This window comes from Pseudomonas sp. PB101 (genome assembly GCF_009764265.1).
In the GTDB taxonomy this organism is placed as follows: Bacteria; Pseudomonadota; Gammaproteobacteria; order Pseudomonadales; family Pseudomonadaceae; genus Aquipseudomonas.
This window is the reverse complement of record NZ_RWIR01000029.1, coordinates 63,963-77,811: the sequence shown is the minus strand read 5'-3', so window position 1 is coordinate 77,811 and position 13,849 is coordinate 63,963. Positions and strand designations below refer to the sequence as shown.

14 protein-coding genes are annotated in these 13,849 nt (G+C 60.6%); all 14 read right to left on the bottom strand.

Going from position 1 to position 13,849, the window contains the following annotated elements; all coding sequences use genetic code 11:
* Positions 1-78: 78 nt before the first annotated feature.
* Positions 79-1,047, bottom strand: coding sequence for an L-arabinose ABC transporter permease AraH (gene araH, locus EI969_RS09735; protein ID WP_095944016.1), 969 nt, complete (start codon positions 1,045-1,047; stop codon positions 79-81).
* A 12-nt stretch (positions 1,048-1,059) separates the two neighbouring features.
* Positions 1,060-2,598 carry an L-arabinose ABC transporter ATP-binding protein AraG gene (gene araG / locus EI969_RS09730; protein WP_160387384.1) on the bottom strand — a complete coding sequence of 513 codons (1,539 nt, stop codon included), beginning with the start codon at positions 2,596-2,598 and terminating at the stop codon, positions 1,060-1,062.
* A 65-nt stretch (positions 2,599-2,663) separates the two neighbouring features.
* On the bottom strand, positions 2,664-3,668 hold the full coding sequence (locus tag EI969_RS09725) for a substrate-binding domain-containing protein (RefSeq protein ID WP_160387382.1): 1,005 nt from the start codon (positions 3,666-3,668) through the stop codon (positions 2,664-2,666).
* Between the two features lie 142 nt (positions 3,669-3,810).
* The gene (locus EI969_RS09720) at positions 3,811-4,629 is read right to left on the bottom strand and encodes an SDR family oxidoreductase (RefSeq protein ID WP_160387380.1); all 819 of its coding nucleotides are present in this window, start codon (positions 4,627-4,629) and stop codon (positions 3,811-3,813) included.
* Between the two features lie 273 nt (positions 4,630-4,902).
* Entirely contained in the window at positions 4,903-5,778 is an 876-nt protein-coding gene (locus EI969_RS09715; RefSeq protein ID WP_160387378.1) for an SMP-30/gluconolactonase/LRE family protein, read from the bottom strand.
* 46 nt (positions 5,779-5,824) lie between these two features.
* Positions 5,825-6,541, bottom strand: a complete 717-nt coding sequence (locus tag EI969_RS09710) for a FadR/GntR family transcriptional regulator (RefSeq protein WP_160387377.1) — start codon at positions 6,539-6,541, stop codon at positions 5,825-5,827.
* 189 nt (positions 6,542-6,730) lie between these two features.
* Positions 6,731-7,291 carry a DUF1285 domain-containing protein gene (locus EI969_RS09705; protein WP_160387375.1) on the bottom strand — a complete coding sequence of 187 codons (561 nt, stop codon included), beginning with the start codon at positions 7,289-7,291 and terminating at the stop codon, positions 6,731-6,733.
* 16 nt (positions 7,292-7,307) lie between these two features.
* The gene (locus tag EI969_RS09700; RefSeq protein WP_160387373.1) at positions 7,308-7,916 is read right to left on the bottom strand and encodes a DUF4823 domain-containing protein; all 609 of its coding nucleotides are present in this window, start codon (positions 7,914-7,916) and stop codon (positions 7,308-7,310) included.
* Between the two features lie 125 nt (positions 7,917-8,041).
* Entirely contained in the window at positions 8,042-9,010 is a 969-nt protein-coding gene (locus EI969_RS09695) for a GTP 3',8-cyclase MoaA (protein ID WP_160387371.1), read from the bottom strand.
* A gap of 137 nt (positions 9,011-9,147) precedes the next feature.
* Positions 9,148-9,786, bottom strand: a complete 639-nt coding sequence (locus EI969_RS09690) for a TetR/AcrR family transcriptional regulator (protein WP_034149949.1) — start codon at positions 9,784-9,786, stop codon at positions 9,148-9,150.
* Positions 9,787-10,128: 342 nt separating this feature from the next.
* Positions 10,129-10,914 carry a TatD family hydrolase gene (locus EI969_RS09685; RefSeq protein WP_160387369.1) on the bottom strand — a complete coding sequence of 262 codons (786 nt, stop codon included), beginning with the start codon at positions 10,912-10,914 and terminating at the stop codon, positions 10,129-10,131.
* Between the two features lie 65 nt (positions 10,915-10,979).
* Complete coding sequence (locus EI969_RS09680) at positions 10,980-11,966, bottom strand: DNA polymerase III subunit delta' (protein WP_160387367.1); 987 nt, start codon at positions 11,964-11,966, stop codon at positions 10,980-10,982.
* Positions 11,959-12,591: a dTMP kinase gene (gene tmk / locus EI969_RS09675; RefSeq protein ID WP_160387365.1), complete on the bottom strand. Its 633-nt coding sequence runs from the start codon at positions 12,589-12,591 to the stop codon at positions 11,959-11,961. Before tmk ends, EI969_RS09680 begins: the two co-directional genes overlap by 8 nt.
* Before the next feature lie 19 nt (positions 12,592-12,610).
* Entirely contained in the window at positions 12,611-13,846 is a 1,236-nt protein-coding gene (gene mltG / locus EI969_RS09670) for an endolytic transglycosylase MltG (RefSeq protein ID WP_160387363.1), read from the bottom strand.
* Positions 13,847-13,849 lie beyond the last annotated feature (3 nt).

The window sequence follows — 13,849 nt, the reverse complement described above, 5'->3', positions numbered from 1 at the left end:
CACGCTCCCACAGGTTACGTAAAAACCTGTGGGAGCGTGGCTTGCCCGCGATGGCGTCCGTGACGGAAGCGAAAATTTTCAGCGCTGTTTGAGTCGGTCGATGACCACCGCCAACAACAAAATCGAACCGCGAATCACATACTGATAAAACGTATCGATGTTCTTCAGGTTCATCGCATTCTCGATGATCGCCAGTATCAGCACCCCGGCGATCACGTGCCGGATCATGCCGATCCCGCCACTCAACGACACCCCGCCCAGTACGCAGGCCGAGATCACGGTCAGTTCGAAACCCTGGCCGATCATTGGCTGGCCCGAGGTCATGCGCGAGGCCAGGATCACCCCGGCGAGCGCACCGATCACTCCGTGCACGGCGAAGATGATGATCTTGGTCCGGTCGACATTCACACCCGCCAGCAACGCCGCTTCCTGGTTGCCGCCGATGGCCATGGTGTTGCGCCCGTAGGTGGTGTAGTTCAGCAGCCAGCCGAAGAACAGGAAGCAGACGATGGTGATCAGGATCGGTACCGGTACGCCAAACAACTGGCCGTTGCCGAAGACGAAGAACGATTCCTGCGACACCCCCACCGCCTTGCCGTTGGCGAAAATGTACGCCAGGCCACGCACGATCTGCATGGTCGCCAACGTGGTGATCAACGCGTTGACCCGCAACTTGGCAATCACGATGCCGTTGATCAGCCCGACGATCAGCCCCATCACCAGCGCCGCACAGACTCCGAGAAACACGCTGTCGGTGTCACGCATCACCACCGCCGCGACCACCCCGGCACAGGCGATCACCGAGCCCACCGACAAGTCGAAATGCCCGGACGCCAGGCAATACAACATGGTGCAGGCAGCAATGCCGGTGGTGGAAATCGCCAGGCCCAGGCCGCGCATGTTCAGTGGCGAGAGGAAGTTGTCGATCAGCAAGGTGCAGGCGACAAAAATGCCGACGGCCGCCAGCAGCATCACCCAGTCATCGAGAAAGCGCCGCAGGTCCAGCGGTTTGCGCGTGGTCGGCAAAGTGTTGTTTTGGGTTGTCATCATAGTCACCTCTCAGTTCGCCACGCCGTCGGCGCGTTGGCGCGGCAAAGCCAGTTGCAGCAGGTTGGATTCGTTGGCCTGGTCGCGGCTCAGCTCGCCACTCAGGGCGCCTTCGCACAGCACCAGGATGCGGTCGGAAATGCCCATGACTTCCATCAGGTCGCTGGACACCACAATCACCGCGATCCCTTCGGCTGCCAGGTTATGGATGATCTGGTAGATCTCGGCCTTGGCACCGATGTCGATGCCGCGGGTGGGCTCGTCGAGCAGCAGCACTTTCATCGGCATCGACAGCCAGCGGCCGAGAATGGCCTTCTGCTGATTGCCGCCGGAAAGAAACTTGATCGGCTGCCCGGCGTGTGGCGTTTTCACCTTGAGCGCCTTGATCTGCTGCGCGGCGTTGTCCTTTTCCCACAGGCCACGCAACAGGCAGCCGAAGGTGGAATGGGCGCCGCGTGCGCTGATATTGATGTTCTCGGCGACGCTGGCCAGCGGCAGGATGCCCTCCTTCTTGCGGTCCTCGGGGCACAACAGGACGCCGGCGGCAATTGCGTCCCGGGGAGAACGCAGTTTCAGTTCATGGCCACGCAGCTCCAGGCGCCCGGCGCTGTTGCGCGCCAGGCCGCTGAGCAGGCGCAGCAGCTCGGTGCGGCCGGCACCGACCAACCCGAACAGCCCGAGGATTTCGCCTTTGTGCACCTGGAAACGCACCGGTTCGCGCAAGCCGGGCCCGAGCAGACCGTCGACCTTGAGTGCCACCGCGCCGCGCTGGCGCGGGCGGTAATCGTAGATGTCCTGGATGTCGCGACCGACCATGCAGGTGACCAGTTGATCGTGGGTCAACTCACTCATGTCATCGAACGTGCGCACGTATCGCCCGTCCTTGAACACCGTCACCGCGTTGCAGATGCGGAACACCTCTTCCATGCGATGGGAAACATAGAGCACCACTTTGCCCTCGTCCCGCAGCCGCCCGATGATCGCCATCAAGCGCTCGATCTCCCGTGCCGAAAGGCTGCTGGTGGGCTCATCGAAGGCAATCACATGGGCGCCACGGGACAGCGCCTTGGCGATTTCCACCAACTGCCGTTGCCCCAGGGACAGGCGCCCGACTTTCTCCTGCGGATCGATTTCATCGGCCAGGCCCTTGAGACAGGCCAGTGCCTGCTGACGCAAGGTGCCGCGATTGATCAGGCCGAAACTGGCCGGCAGATGCCCGAGAAACAGGTTCTCCGCCACGGTCATCTCCGGCACCAGATGCAGCTCCTGGTGGATCACCGCGACGCCACTGCCGATGCTGTCGGCGGTGGACTTGAAGTCCATCGTCCGCTCGCCGATCTGCAAGTCACCGCTGCTGGGAATGTAGGCCCCGCCGAGGATTTTCAGCAGTGTCGACTTGCCGGCGCCGTTCTCGCCCATCAGGGCATGAACCTGACCCGGATGCGCGACGAAGCTGATGTTGTCCAGCGCCTTCACCCCGGGAAAGGTCTTGCCGATCCCGTTGAAGCGCAAGCTGCCGTTGTGTTGTTGTGTGTTTGATTGCGCGTGCATAACCCACCTCTTCAAACCGGTCAGGCAGCCCCGTCGCCGAGGCCGCCGTTGAAATCAGATGGCCGTCAGTTCCACAGGCCGATCTTTTCCAGTTCCTGCTTGAAGTTGTCGCGGGTGATCAGCGTGACGTCGTCCATGGCGGTGTATTTCGCAGGCTCTTTGCCGGTGGTGACCCACTCGTACATCATGCTCGCAGTGTTGTAGCCCTCGATGTGCGGGCTCGGCAGCATCGAGCCGTAGAAGCCGCTGTCGGGTTTCTTCAGCTCGCCTATCGCGTCGGTACCGTTGATGCCGATGCCGATCACGTTGGCCGCAGCGAAACCGGCGCTCTCGGTGGCGCGCACCCCGCCGAGCACGGTGTTGTCGTTCATGCCGCCGATGATCAGGTTCTTCGCCGCACTCGGCAGTTTCACCAGGGCCGAGTTGGTGGCGTCCATGCTGCCCGGCACGTCGAGGGTCTTGAGGGCTGAGAACAGGATGTGGTCTTTCGGCATGCCGGCATCTTCCAGCGCTTTCACCGAACCGTCGGTGCGTTTCTTGCCGGTGTCGAGTTCGTTATAGGTGTTGATCACCGCATAGGTGTCTTTCCAGTCCCAGCCGCGTTTCTTCGCTTCGGTCGCCATGGCGGTGCCCTGCTTCTGGCCAACTTCGAAAGCGGCCATGCCCAGGTACGGCACGTCTTCCATGAACTTGCCGCTGGCATCGACGAAACGGTCATCGACCGCAATCACTTTCAGCCCGTTGAGCTTGGCCTTGGCCATGATCGCAGGTCCCAGGGACACGTCCGGCGGGCAGATCACGAAGCCTTTGGCGCCGTTGGCCGCGAGGCTGTCGATGGCAGAAAGGGTTTTCTCACCATCGGGCACGGCGATCTTTATCAGGGTGAAGCCCTTTTCTTTTCCGGCCTTTTCGGCAAAGGCCCATTCGGTCTGGAACCAGGGCTCTTCCGCTTGCTTGACGAGGAAACCGATTTTCACTTCCTCGGCCGCCAGCAGCGTGCTGCTCAGGCTGACCGCCGAGACCGCCAACGCGGCACAGCACAGGGAACGGATGGCATGACGACGATTCATAAGCTGACTCCTTGTTATTTTTCTTGAGCGTTCTTTGAAAGCGTTCTTTGTTAACCGACGGGCGAAGAAACTCTGCTGCCAATAGTCATATCGTATGATGATTGAATTTCAAGCGTAGCAATTCGCCTGAAAGCCCGGTCACTCAGTCGTGGTACATCACCGAGCGCCCGCCATCGACGGTGATGCACGAGGCATTGATGAACGGCGCTTCATCACTGGCCAGGAACACGGCGGTCATCGCCACTTCGATCGGCTGGCCGATGCGCTTCGGTGGATGCAGGTCAAACGCGCGCTGGCGCTCGGCATGGGGGTCGGCGAAACCGTTCCAGTAATCGATGTTGATCTGGGTTTCGATGTAGCCCGGCGCGATCGCATTGACGCGGATGCCCTTGGCCGCATATTCGATGCCCAGCGCGCGGGTCAGGCCAAGCAGCCCATGCTTGGCCACCGGGTACGGGAAGCAGCCCGGAATGATGTGGGAGGAATGGGTGGAGGCAATGTTGATGATGCTGCCGATGCCCTGCTCGATCATCTGCGGCAGTACGGCCTTGCAGCCGTACCAGGCACCGTCCAGGTCGATGGCAAAGCAGCGACGCCAGTCGTCCTCGGTCATTTCCAGCGGGTCACGGAACACGTTGACCCCGGCGCAGTTGACCAGCACGTCGATCCGGCCGTGTCGCTCGACCGCCAGCCGGGCCATCGCCTGCAGATCCTGCTGACACGACACATCGGCCTTGATCGCCACCACATCGGCACCTTTGTCTCGCCAGTGCGCTGCGACTTTCTCGACTTTCTCGGCCTGAATATCGCTGATGATCAACCTGGCCTGCTGGGAAGCGAAGGTCGCCACAATCGCTTCGCCAATGCCCTGGGCGGCACCGGTCAGCAACACGACCTTGTTTTTCAGGCGCTCGCCCTTCGGGGGCTCAGGCACCGGTGGCAATGACAGTGGTTCAGTCATGGAAAAAGACTCCTGTTCGAAAACACGACGAAAACCGGGCATCTGTCGATGTCCGGTCAAAAGGCGCTGAAGAAGAAACAGGTGAGTGCGAAAACGTTTCAGCCTGGAAACGGTTTGAGGCACTGTCTCCGCAAGGGAGCATGGAGGAACTTCGCTGCATCACTTCACCTGTTTTGTTTTTTTAGTGTGAGTGCATGTACTTGGTGAGGCCGACTATAAACCCGGCCCACGACAAATCTCAATATATATATTTACATCCCATATTTAGGGATGCTAGCCAGCAAAACGCGTGCAAAGCTTTCCAGACACATTCACTGCAATCGACAGCACAGCCCCGTCCAGCGGATGGCCCAGCGGACTTGCCGCACTGGTGATGTACAGGGTTTTCAGGTCTGCCCCGCCGAACACGCAACTGGTGGGACGACTGATCGGCAGCTCGATGATCCGATCGACCGTGCCGTCAGGGCTCAACCTGAGCAGGCAGCTGCCGTCCCAGCGGGCATTCCAGATAAAGCCCTCGGCATCCATCGCCGAACCATCCGGGCCGCCACGCCCATGCGGCCCGAACCAGGCTTGCGGCGCATCGAGGGCACCGTCGGTACGGATGAAATGGCGATACAAGGTGCCGTCGAGACTGTCGCCGAAATACACGCGGGTGCCGTCGTCGCTCCACAACAGCGTGTTGGGAATGCCCAGGTTGCGCAGCAAGGGCGTAACCCGCCCGGCATGGTCGATGCGAAACAGTCCACCCGAACGGCGCACGATGGGCAGGTCTTCGCCCTGTTCGCCGATGTTGTTTTGCATGGTGCCGAGCCAGAGCCGGCCCTGGGCGTCGCAGCGGGCTTCGTTGGGGCGGTTGCCCGGTTGCGGATCGGCCACGCAGAACAATGTCAGGCGCGGTTCCAGGCCAGGAGAGTCGAGATCGAGCCGATAGATGCCGCTGCTCAACGTCACCAGTGCATCGCCGCTGTCGCAGGGGATGAAGGCTGACACATGCTCCGGCATCTGCCAGATCTGCACGTTGGCGCCGATCAGGCGCAACGCCTGTTTGCCCGCGATATCCACCCAATACAGGGCCTGGGTCGGCGCATCCCAGAACGGGCCTTCGCCCAGTTTCGCCCGATGCCCGGTAGCCGCCGTCAACGTCATGAAACCTCCTGCATTGTTGTTGTTTTTATGTGGGGAATTTTCGTTTTCAGCCGGCCTTTTTATCAGCCATGACCTGCGGGTAGTAACGCTTGATTGCCAGGTCGGCGTTATCGATCAGGGTCATGCACGCCCAGACGCCGCGGGCGGTATCGCGGGCTGCGATAGCTTCGGCCAGGTCCCGGTGAATCGGCAAGGTACGACGCAGTTCATCCGGGTCGGCGGCAGACACTTCAAAAGCCACCGCCAGCAACGCGCCGAGGGCGGGCACCATTTGTTCGATGAATTGATTGTGGCTGGCAGCGAGGATGCACTCGTGGAAGAGCTGGTCGGCACGGTTGTAGTCGATGCCGCTGTCGACTGCCCGCTCCAGCGCGTTGCAGGCCAGCAGGATCGCGTCCACCTGCTCGCCCGTAGCGCGCTCACAGGCCCAGCGTACGGCCATCGGCTCGATGGTGCGGCGCAGGTCGAGCAGATCGTCGACGAAGTTTTCCGGCAAGCCGCTGCGCGACAACCAGCCGACGACTTGTGGATCGAAGAGATTCCAGCGCCGCACCGGCAATACTCGCGTGCCCACTTTCGGACCGACTTCGAGCATGCCTTTGGCAGCCAGGGTCTTGATCGCTTCACGGATGACCGTGCGGCTCACGCCAAGTTGTTCGCCGAGGTCGGCTTCGACCTTGAGTGACTCACCCGGCTTGACCTGCCCCGTGGCGAGCCAGCAGCCCAGCCAGTCGACGGTCGATGCATGAAAGCTGCTGGACATGGACACCTCGAAGCCGTTCGCAATGGAGGCCCACGCTAATCATCATATGATTGGGTGTCAATTTGAATTTACCGAGTACACACAAACCACTGTGGGAGCGAGCTTGCTCGCGATAGCGCTATGTCAGTCAGCATTGATGTCGCTGACACGCCGCCATCGCGAGCAAGCTCGCTCCCACAGGGTTTTGTGTCAGGGTTCAAGACCGATGGTGAAAAACTCGCCGCCGCTCCATACACCCAGCCAGCGCTGGCCGTCGATCTCGCGGCTTACCGCCAGTTCCACCAGTTGGTAGAACACGTTGCGATGGATCAACGCCTCAAGATTGCTGCGCACATGCACATAAGGCGCTGGCTCCTGGGTTACCGGGTCAATGACCACGCGCATCGGGTGCTCGGCACCGGCCTCGGTGGTCTCGTCGACGTTGGTGGTAAAGCGCAACACCTGCGCCTCGCCCTCGCCTTCCACGTCCACCGCAATCGCCACGAACGGCGCATCGTCGACCTTGATGCCGACTTTTTCCACCGGAGTGATCAGGAAGTAGTCATCGCCATCGCGGCGGATGATGGTGGAGAACAGCTTGACCATCGGCTTGCGCCCGATCGGCGTGCCCAGGTAATACCAGGTGCCGTCGCGGGCGATGCGCATGTCGATGTCGCCGCAGAAATCGGGATTCCACAGGTGCACCGGCGGCAAGCCTTTGGTCTTGGGGATTTGCCCCAGCAGGTCGTTGGCTTTTTGCGGGCCACTCATGGCGTTCTCCTTGGTTTTACTGATTGCTGATCCCCAACAGACTGCGCGCATATTGTTCCAGCGGCGGGCCCATCAGGTCTTCGGGTTTTTTATCGTGGATCGTCAGTAAACCGCCACGACTCTTGATGGTCGCAGTATCAATCAAATACTGGGTGCTGGTCTCGATCAACATGATCTGAATCATACCGCTGTCCACGCCGAGGCGATCCAGGGCTTCCTGATCCAGCCACTCGTCCGAGTTGCCGATACGGTCGTCCGACTTGGCAAACCGGGTGTAGAGCAGATAGTGCGCACCGGCGGCACGGGCTTCGCCCATGGCCTGGTCGAGGCCTTCCGGCGTGCGGGCACGGCGCACCATCGGGAAGTATTCGATGAAGCCATCGAACGCGACTTCGGCAATCACGTTGGGTCGCGGGTAAACGGCGCTGCCCGGCGGCATGAAAGCGCCCTGGGCGATGTAGACGAACGAGTCCGGCTGGATGCGCAGGTTGTTTACGCGACGGCTATCGCTGTGATCAAGCAACCCGGCATCGCTCATATGGTAACGAGTCCCTTCGGCCATATCGCTGACGTTCATGCAGCCACCAAGTGCCAAAACGGCCAGCAGCAAAACCAGGCTACGCATCCTATCCTCCAGAGGCCGGTGTCGGAAAACCGGCGAATGGCCGTGGGATGCAGCTTTTGCGCCAGCTCAAGTCGAGGTTTACGCAAAACCTTGTGGGAGCGTGGCTTGCCCGCGATGAGGCCGGTTCAGCCGCCAATGATCTTCATGACAGTCGCACCACCAGAGAACGCCACTTCCTGCTTGTCACCCAGGGCTTTCACCAGAAGGCGTTGCAAGGCCGGCAGGGCTTGATGGCGCGGTTTGTCCAACAGGTCGCCGATGTAATGGCGATTGCTCGACGACAGGCAGCCATGCAGCCACCCGGTGGAGGACAAACGCAGTCGCGAGCAGGTCCGGCAGAACGGCACGCTTTCGTTGGCGATCACGCCGAAATGACCCTGACCGGGAATTTCGTAGCGAACGGCCGTGGCATCCACCGGAGCATCCGCTTGCAGGTATTCGTAGCGCTCGCCGATCAGGCTGAGCAACTGCTGGAGGCTGACGAACTGTTGCAGGAAGGCATTGGAATCGTTGGCCAGGTGGCCCATGCGCATCAGCTCGATGAAGCGCAGCTCATAGCCGCGCTCCAGGCAGTAGTCGAGCAACGGCATCACCTGGTCGAGGTTCTGCCCGCGCAGCGGCACCATGTTGACCTTGATCTTCATGCCGGCCGCACTGGCCTCGTTCATGCCGTCGAGCACGGTGGCCAGGTCGCCGCCCCGGGCAATGCCGCGGAACGCGCTGGCGTCGAGGGTATCGAGGGAAACGTTGAGACGGCGGATGCCGGCATCCACCAGCAACGGCAGTTTCTTCGCCAGCAACTGGCCATTGGTGGTCAGGCTGATGTCTTCCAGGCCCATCTTCCCGACCGCCGTCATGAACGCTTCGAGTTTCGGGCTGACCAGCGGCTCGCCGCCGGTAATGCGCAGACGCTCGATCCCCGCCGCTTCAATCAGATAAGCCACACCGCGCGCCATGGCTTCGGCCGACAACTCATCCTGCGCAGCCACCAGCCGCTTGCCGTTGGGCACGCAGTAGGTACAGGCGTAATTGCAGGCAGAGGTCAGACTGATTCGCAAGTTGCGAAAACGCCTGCCTTGACGGTCAACGATCATGGTCACTCCGGCGGAAGAATATCGGGCCGCTAAAACTTGACTCAGAAATCAAGTTTTAGCAAGTCCTCTACCTGAGTATATTCCTGCGGCACTGCGCCAAGTAGCGAAATCATGGCGCAATAAGGCAACTGAATGGCTCAGCTGCTGGGCGTGTCGGTGTCGCGCTTGCGCTTGTTGCCCATGCGCACGCCGATGTCCATGAGGAACTGGAAGAAACCTTCCTGATCTTCCAGCACATTGCTCCAGAACGGCGAGTGATACAGCGCGACGGCACCGTGCACCAGCGCCCAGGATGCGCAGTAGTGGAAGTAAGGTGGTACGTCTTCAAGCTTGCCTTCGCTGATCCGGCCCTTGATCAGCAGGGTCAGGCGTTCGAAGTTCGAGGCGCGGATCTTGTGCAGCTCCTCGATCATCTCCGGCACCTGGTTGCCCTTGACCACTTTCTCTTCGAGGCGGTCGAACAAGCGATAGCGTTGCGGATCGCGCATGCGGAATTCGAAGTACGCACGGGACAGGGCTTCCTTGTCCTTGTCGACATCGGCCGAATGCAGCAGTTCGTTCAAATCGCGCTCGTAGTCGAGCATCAGGCGCAGATAGATTTCCGCCTTGGATTTGAAGTGCTTGTAGATCGTGCCTTTGCCGATACCGACGGCATCAGCAATCATCTCGACGGTGACACTGTCTTCACCTTGTTCGAGGAACAGCTTGAGCGCGGTATCGAGAATTTCCTGCTCGCGGCGACGAAACTCACGGACCTTACGAGGTTCTTTATGCATAAGAAAAGGTCTGTCGGGGTCAAAATTCGAAGCCGCGTATTATGCCTAACTTACGCAAAAATGCACGGATCATCCGACCATATCTGCGCTTTCCGGTCATTCCGCGCACGATTTGCGGTTGATGAGAACTCTTCTGAAGCGCACGTATTCCAAATTTGTTTAAAAACCCGGGTCGGCAAACTGGACGAGGCGCAATCCTGATCAATACTTGAACTGTCGGCGGGACATCTCCCCCAAGTGTTACGCCGATATTGGTACCAACGGACCGCGTGCCATTGTTTTACTCCTAATGGTCTTAACCCGGATTCACCCCCCAGAACCCGGGTTTTTTTTGCCTGCGATTTAGCCTTTAACGCGCGCCAGCGGGAACAGCCGCTTGAAATTTTCCGTGGTCTGCTCGGCAAACCGCTCGTAGGGCTCACCACGCAACATTGCCAGAAATTCCGCTACTTCACGCACGTACTGCGGCAGGTTTGGCTTGCCGCGATAGGGGATCGGCGCCAGGTACGGCGAGTCGGTTTCCACCAGCAAGCGGTCGGCCGGCACCTTGCTGGCGACATCGCGCAGCGCATCGGCATTGCGGAAAGTGACAATCCCGGACAGGGAAATGTAATAACCCATGTCCAGCGCAGCCTTGGCCATTTCCCAGTCTTCGGTAAAACAGTGCAGCACGCCCGCCTGGGGCAGCGCCGCTTCACGCAGCAAGTCCAGGGTATCGGTGCGGGCCCCACGGGTGTGGATGATCACCGGCTTGCCGGTCTGCTGCGCCGCTTGCAGGTGCAGGCGAAAGGACGCCTGCTGCAACTCTGCAGCTTCCGGCTCGTAGTGGTAATCGAGACCGGTCTCGCCGATGGCAACCACACGGGGGTGATTGAGCTCCTGCAACAGCCAGTCCAGCGCCGGTGCGGCACCCGGCTGCACATCCAGGGGGTGCACGCCTACCGAACAGTCGACATCGTCATAACGGTCGGCCAGGGCTTTGACGTCGGCCGCGTTGTCCGCGCTGACGCCGATACACAGAAAGTGCCCTACCCCGCGCTGCCGGGCGGCATCCAGGGCAGCGTCCAGGGAGCCGTCGTGGGCGGCCAGGTCAAGGCGATCAAGGTGACAATGGGAATCTACGAGCATAAAGGGCTGCAACTTGTATCGAATGGGTGGGACGGTCGGGTTACTCGGAGTCTAGGCGCTGACAGTCATCGTTGGCCAGGCAACGACACCCACTGCACCAGCAATGCCTCCAGCAGCAAGGCCGGGTTGAGGTTGGCCTTGCTCAGGACTTTCTGGCGCTGGGCGAGTATCCAGTCCTGAATATCGAGGACTTTGCCCTGGGCGCTTTTCTGCGCCAGGTATTGCACGACCTTGCGCATGTCGGGCAGACCGAGGCCGGCTTCATCCTGGGTCAACTGATAGCGCAGGATCAGGCTCGACCAATCGCAGAACCAATCGAACAGGCGCAGCATCGGAATGCTCTTCCACTCTTCGGCCAGTTGCGTCGGCGACTGCTGTTGCTTGAGCAGCTTTTTCACCCCTTCGACCACTTGCGCACGCTGCTCACGCACGCCCTGGGCCTGGAGATTGACCGCTGCCAGTGGCGAACCGGCGGCCAGCGTCAGCAGTTCGACGCGCTCGTCTTCGGAACACTCCGGCAACGCCTGGGCCAGCCACTTCAAGCTCATGGCCTCGCCCGGCAGCGGACAGGCCTGCTGCACACAACGGCTCTTGATGGTGGGCAACAAACGGCTCGGCTGATGGCTGACCAGCAGCAAGACGGTGTTGCCGGACGGCTCTTCGAGGCTTTTGAGCAAGGCGTTGGCGGCGTTGATGTTCATCGACTCGGCCGGCTCGATCAGCACCACTTTGCGCCCGCCCAACTGCGCGGTCTGCACCACGAAACCGACCAGATCGCGGACCTGATCGACCTTGATCGCCTTGTCGGCTTCTTCCGGCTCCAGGATGTAGTTATCCGGGTGACTGCCAGCCTTGAGCAGCAGACAGGATTTGCACTCGCCGCACGCCTCCAGTGCCGTCGGGCGCTGGCACAACAAGCTCGCCATCAGGCGCTCGGCCAGTGCGCGCTTGCCGATTCCGGCCGGGCCATGCAGCAGATAGGCGTGTGCATGCTGAGCGCGCCCCGCCAGCTGCTGCCAAAGGGTTTCCTGCCACGGATAGGCCTCAGCCACGGTTCAACTCCAGCAGGCGCGGCAGCAAGGCATCCAGCGATCGCTGGACCTGTGCCAGGGGTTGGGCGGCATCGACCAGCACGTAACGCGCCGGATCCGCCTCGGCCCGCTTGAGGAAGGCATTGCGTACGGCGTCGAAAAAGGTCCGGCCTTCGAGCTCGAAGCGATCCAGGCGACCGCGAGCGCTGGCACGGGCCAGTCCCACCTCGACAGGCAGATCGAAAATCAGCGTGAGGTCCGGACGCAGGTCGCCTTGAACGAACGTTTCCAGGGCCGCGATGCGCTCCAGCGACAATCCGCGACCACCGCCCTGATAGGCGTATGTCGAATCGGTGAAACGATCACACAAGACCACGGCACCCCGGGACAGCGCCGGACGAATCACTTCGGCCAGGTGCTGGGCACGGGCCGCGAACACCAGCAGCAACTCGGTATCCGGATTCATGACTTCGTCGACAGGTGCCAACAGCACTTCACGGATGCGCTCGGCCAACGGCGTGCCACCCGGCTCACGGGTCAGCACCACCTCGATGCCGGCGGCGCGCAGGCGCTCGGCCAGGTATTCGCGATTGGTGCTCTTGCCGGCGCCTTCCGGGCCTTCCAGAGTAATAAACAAGCCAGTCACAGGCAGTCCTTAGTCAGAGTCATTGCGCGTTTTGCGGCGCGGCTGCATCCGGTGCGGGCATGGGTGCAGGTTCAGGCGCAGGTTCTTGCGCTGGCACTTGCGGCACGGACTCGGGAGCAGTGTCGGGTGAAGCGGCCGGGATCGGTGCCTGATCCTGCCCGGTTTGAGATTGCGCAGACTGAGTCTCCTCAGCCGGAGCCTGCGGCGTTTCGGGCGCAGTAACAGGTGCCGGGCTGGAACGGTAATCGGCACGACGCCTCAGTTGATACTCTCGCACAGCGTTGTTGTGGGCATCCAGATCATCGGAGAACACATGACTGCCATCACCGCGAGCCACGAAGTAAAGGCTGCTGCCCTCCACCGGGTTCAGCGCCGCGTGAATGGCTTCGCGACCGACCATGGCAATCGGGGTCGGCGGCAAGCCGGAAATCATGTAGGTGTTGTAAGGGGTGGCTTCCTTGAGATGGGCGCGGGTCAACTTGCCGTTGTAACGGTCACCCAGGCCATAGATCACCGTCGGGTCGGTCTGCAACAGCATGCCGATCGCCATGCGCCGCACAAACACACCGGCAATCTGCCCGCGCTCCTGCGGCACGCCGGTTTCTTTCTCGACCAGCGAAGCCATGATCAACGCTTGATAAGGTCCTTTGTAGGGCAAATCAGTTGCACGCTGATTCCACTCCTTGGCAAGCACCTCATCGAGACGATCGTAAGCCGTCTTCAGTAACTCGACGTCACTCATCCCCCGCACGTAGCGGTAAGTGTCAGGGAAGAATCGCCCTTCAGGGAAAATCCCGGCATGGCCGATTTTGTCCATGACCTGGCTGTCGCTCAAACCATTCAGGGTTTGTTCGATCTTTTCCTCTTTGGCCAGGGCCGCACGGACCTGATGAAAATTCCAGCCTTCGACCAGGGTCAGGCTGTATTGCACCATTTCCCCGCGTTTCCACAGGTCGATCAGACTTTCGACGGTCATGCCCGGCTGCAGGCGATATTCGCCGCTGTGCAGGGGCTGCTTGGCCAGGTTGAAGCGCCAATACACGCGCAGCCAGAATGCGTCCTTGATGACGCCATTGGCTTCGAGTCGGTAGAAAGTGCGGGTCGGCGTGGTGCCCTTGGGCACATTCAGCAATTGTTCCTGGGCAATGTTCAGCGGCTGTACCAGCGCCGAATGAATTTTCCAGGCTGAAGCCCCCATCATCAGCCCTGCCAGAACCAGTCCGGTTTCCAGCAGCAGCAAGAGTTTACGTCTCACGTA

Bases quoted from the DNA above. Each gene is read 5' to 3' on its own strand.
- EI969_RS09725 (WP_160387382.1), bottom strand. From the start codon at position 3,668: ATGAATCGTCGTCATGCCATCCGTTCCCTGTGCTGTGCCGCGTTGGCG.
- EI969_RS09710 (WP_160387377.1), bottom strand. From the start codon at position 6,541: ATGTCCAGCAGCTTTCATGCATCGACCGTCGACTGGCTGGGCTGCTGG.
- EI969_RS09720 (WP_160387380.1), bottom strand. From the start codon at position 4,629: ATGACTGAACCACTGTCATTGCCACCGGTGCCTGAGCCCCCGAAGGGC.
- EI969_RS09695 (WP_160387371.1), bottom strand. From the start codon at position 9,010: ATGATCGTTGACCGTCAAGGCAGGCGTTTTCGCAACTTGCGAATCAGT.
- EI969_RS09685 (WP_160387369.1), bottom strand. From the start codon at position 10,914: ATGCTCGTAGATTCCCATTGTCACCTTGATCGCCTTGACCTGGCCGCC.
- EI969_RS09690 (WP_034149949.1), bottom strand. From the start codon at position 9,786: ATGCATAAAGAACCTCGTAAGGTCCGTGAGTTTCGTCGCCGCGAGCAG.
- EI969_RS09700 (WP_160387373.1), bottom strand. From the start codon at position 7,916: ATGCGTAGCCTGGTTTTGCTGCTGGCCGTTTTGGCACTTGGTGGCTGC.
- araG (WP_160387384.1), bottom strand. From the start codon at position 2,598: ATGCACGCGCAATCAAACACACAACAACACAACGGCAGCTTGCGCTTC.
- EI969_RS09715 (WP_160387378.1), bottom strand. From the start codon at position 5,778: ATGACGTTGACGGCGGCTACCGGGCATCGGGCGAAACTGGGCGAAGGC.
- araH (WP_095944016.1), bottom strand. From the start codon at position 1,047: ATGACAACCCAAAACAACACTTTGCCGACCACGCGCAAACCGCTGGAC.
- EI969_RS09705 (WP_160387375.1), bottom strand. From the start codon at position 7,291: ATGAGTGGCCCGCAAAAAGCCAACGACCTGCTGGGGCAAATCCCCAAG.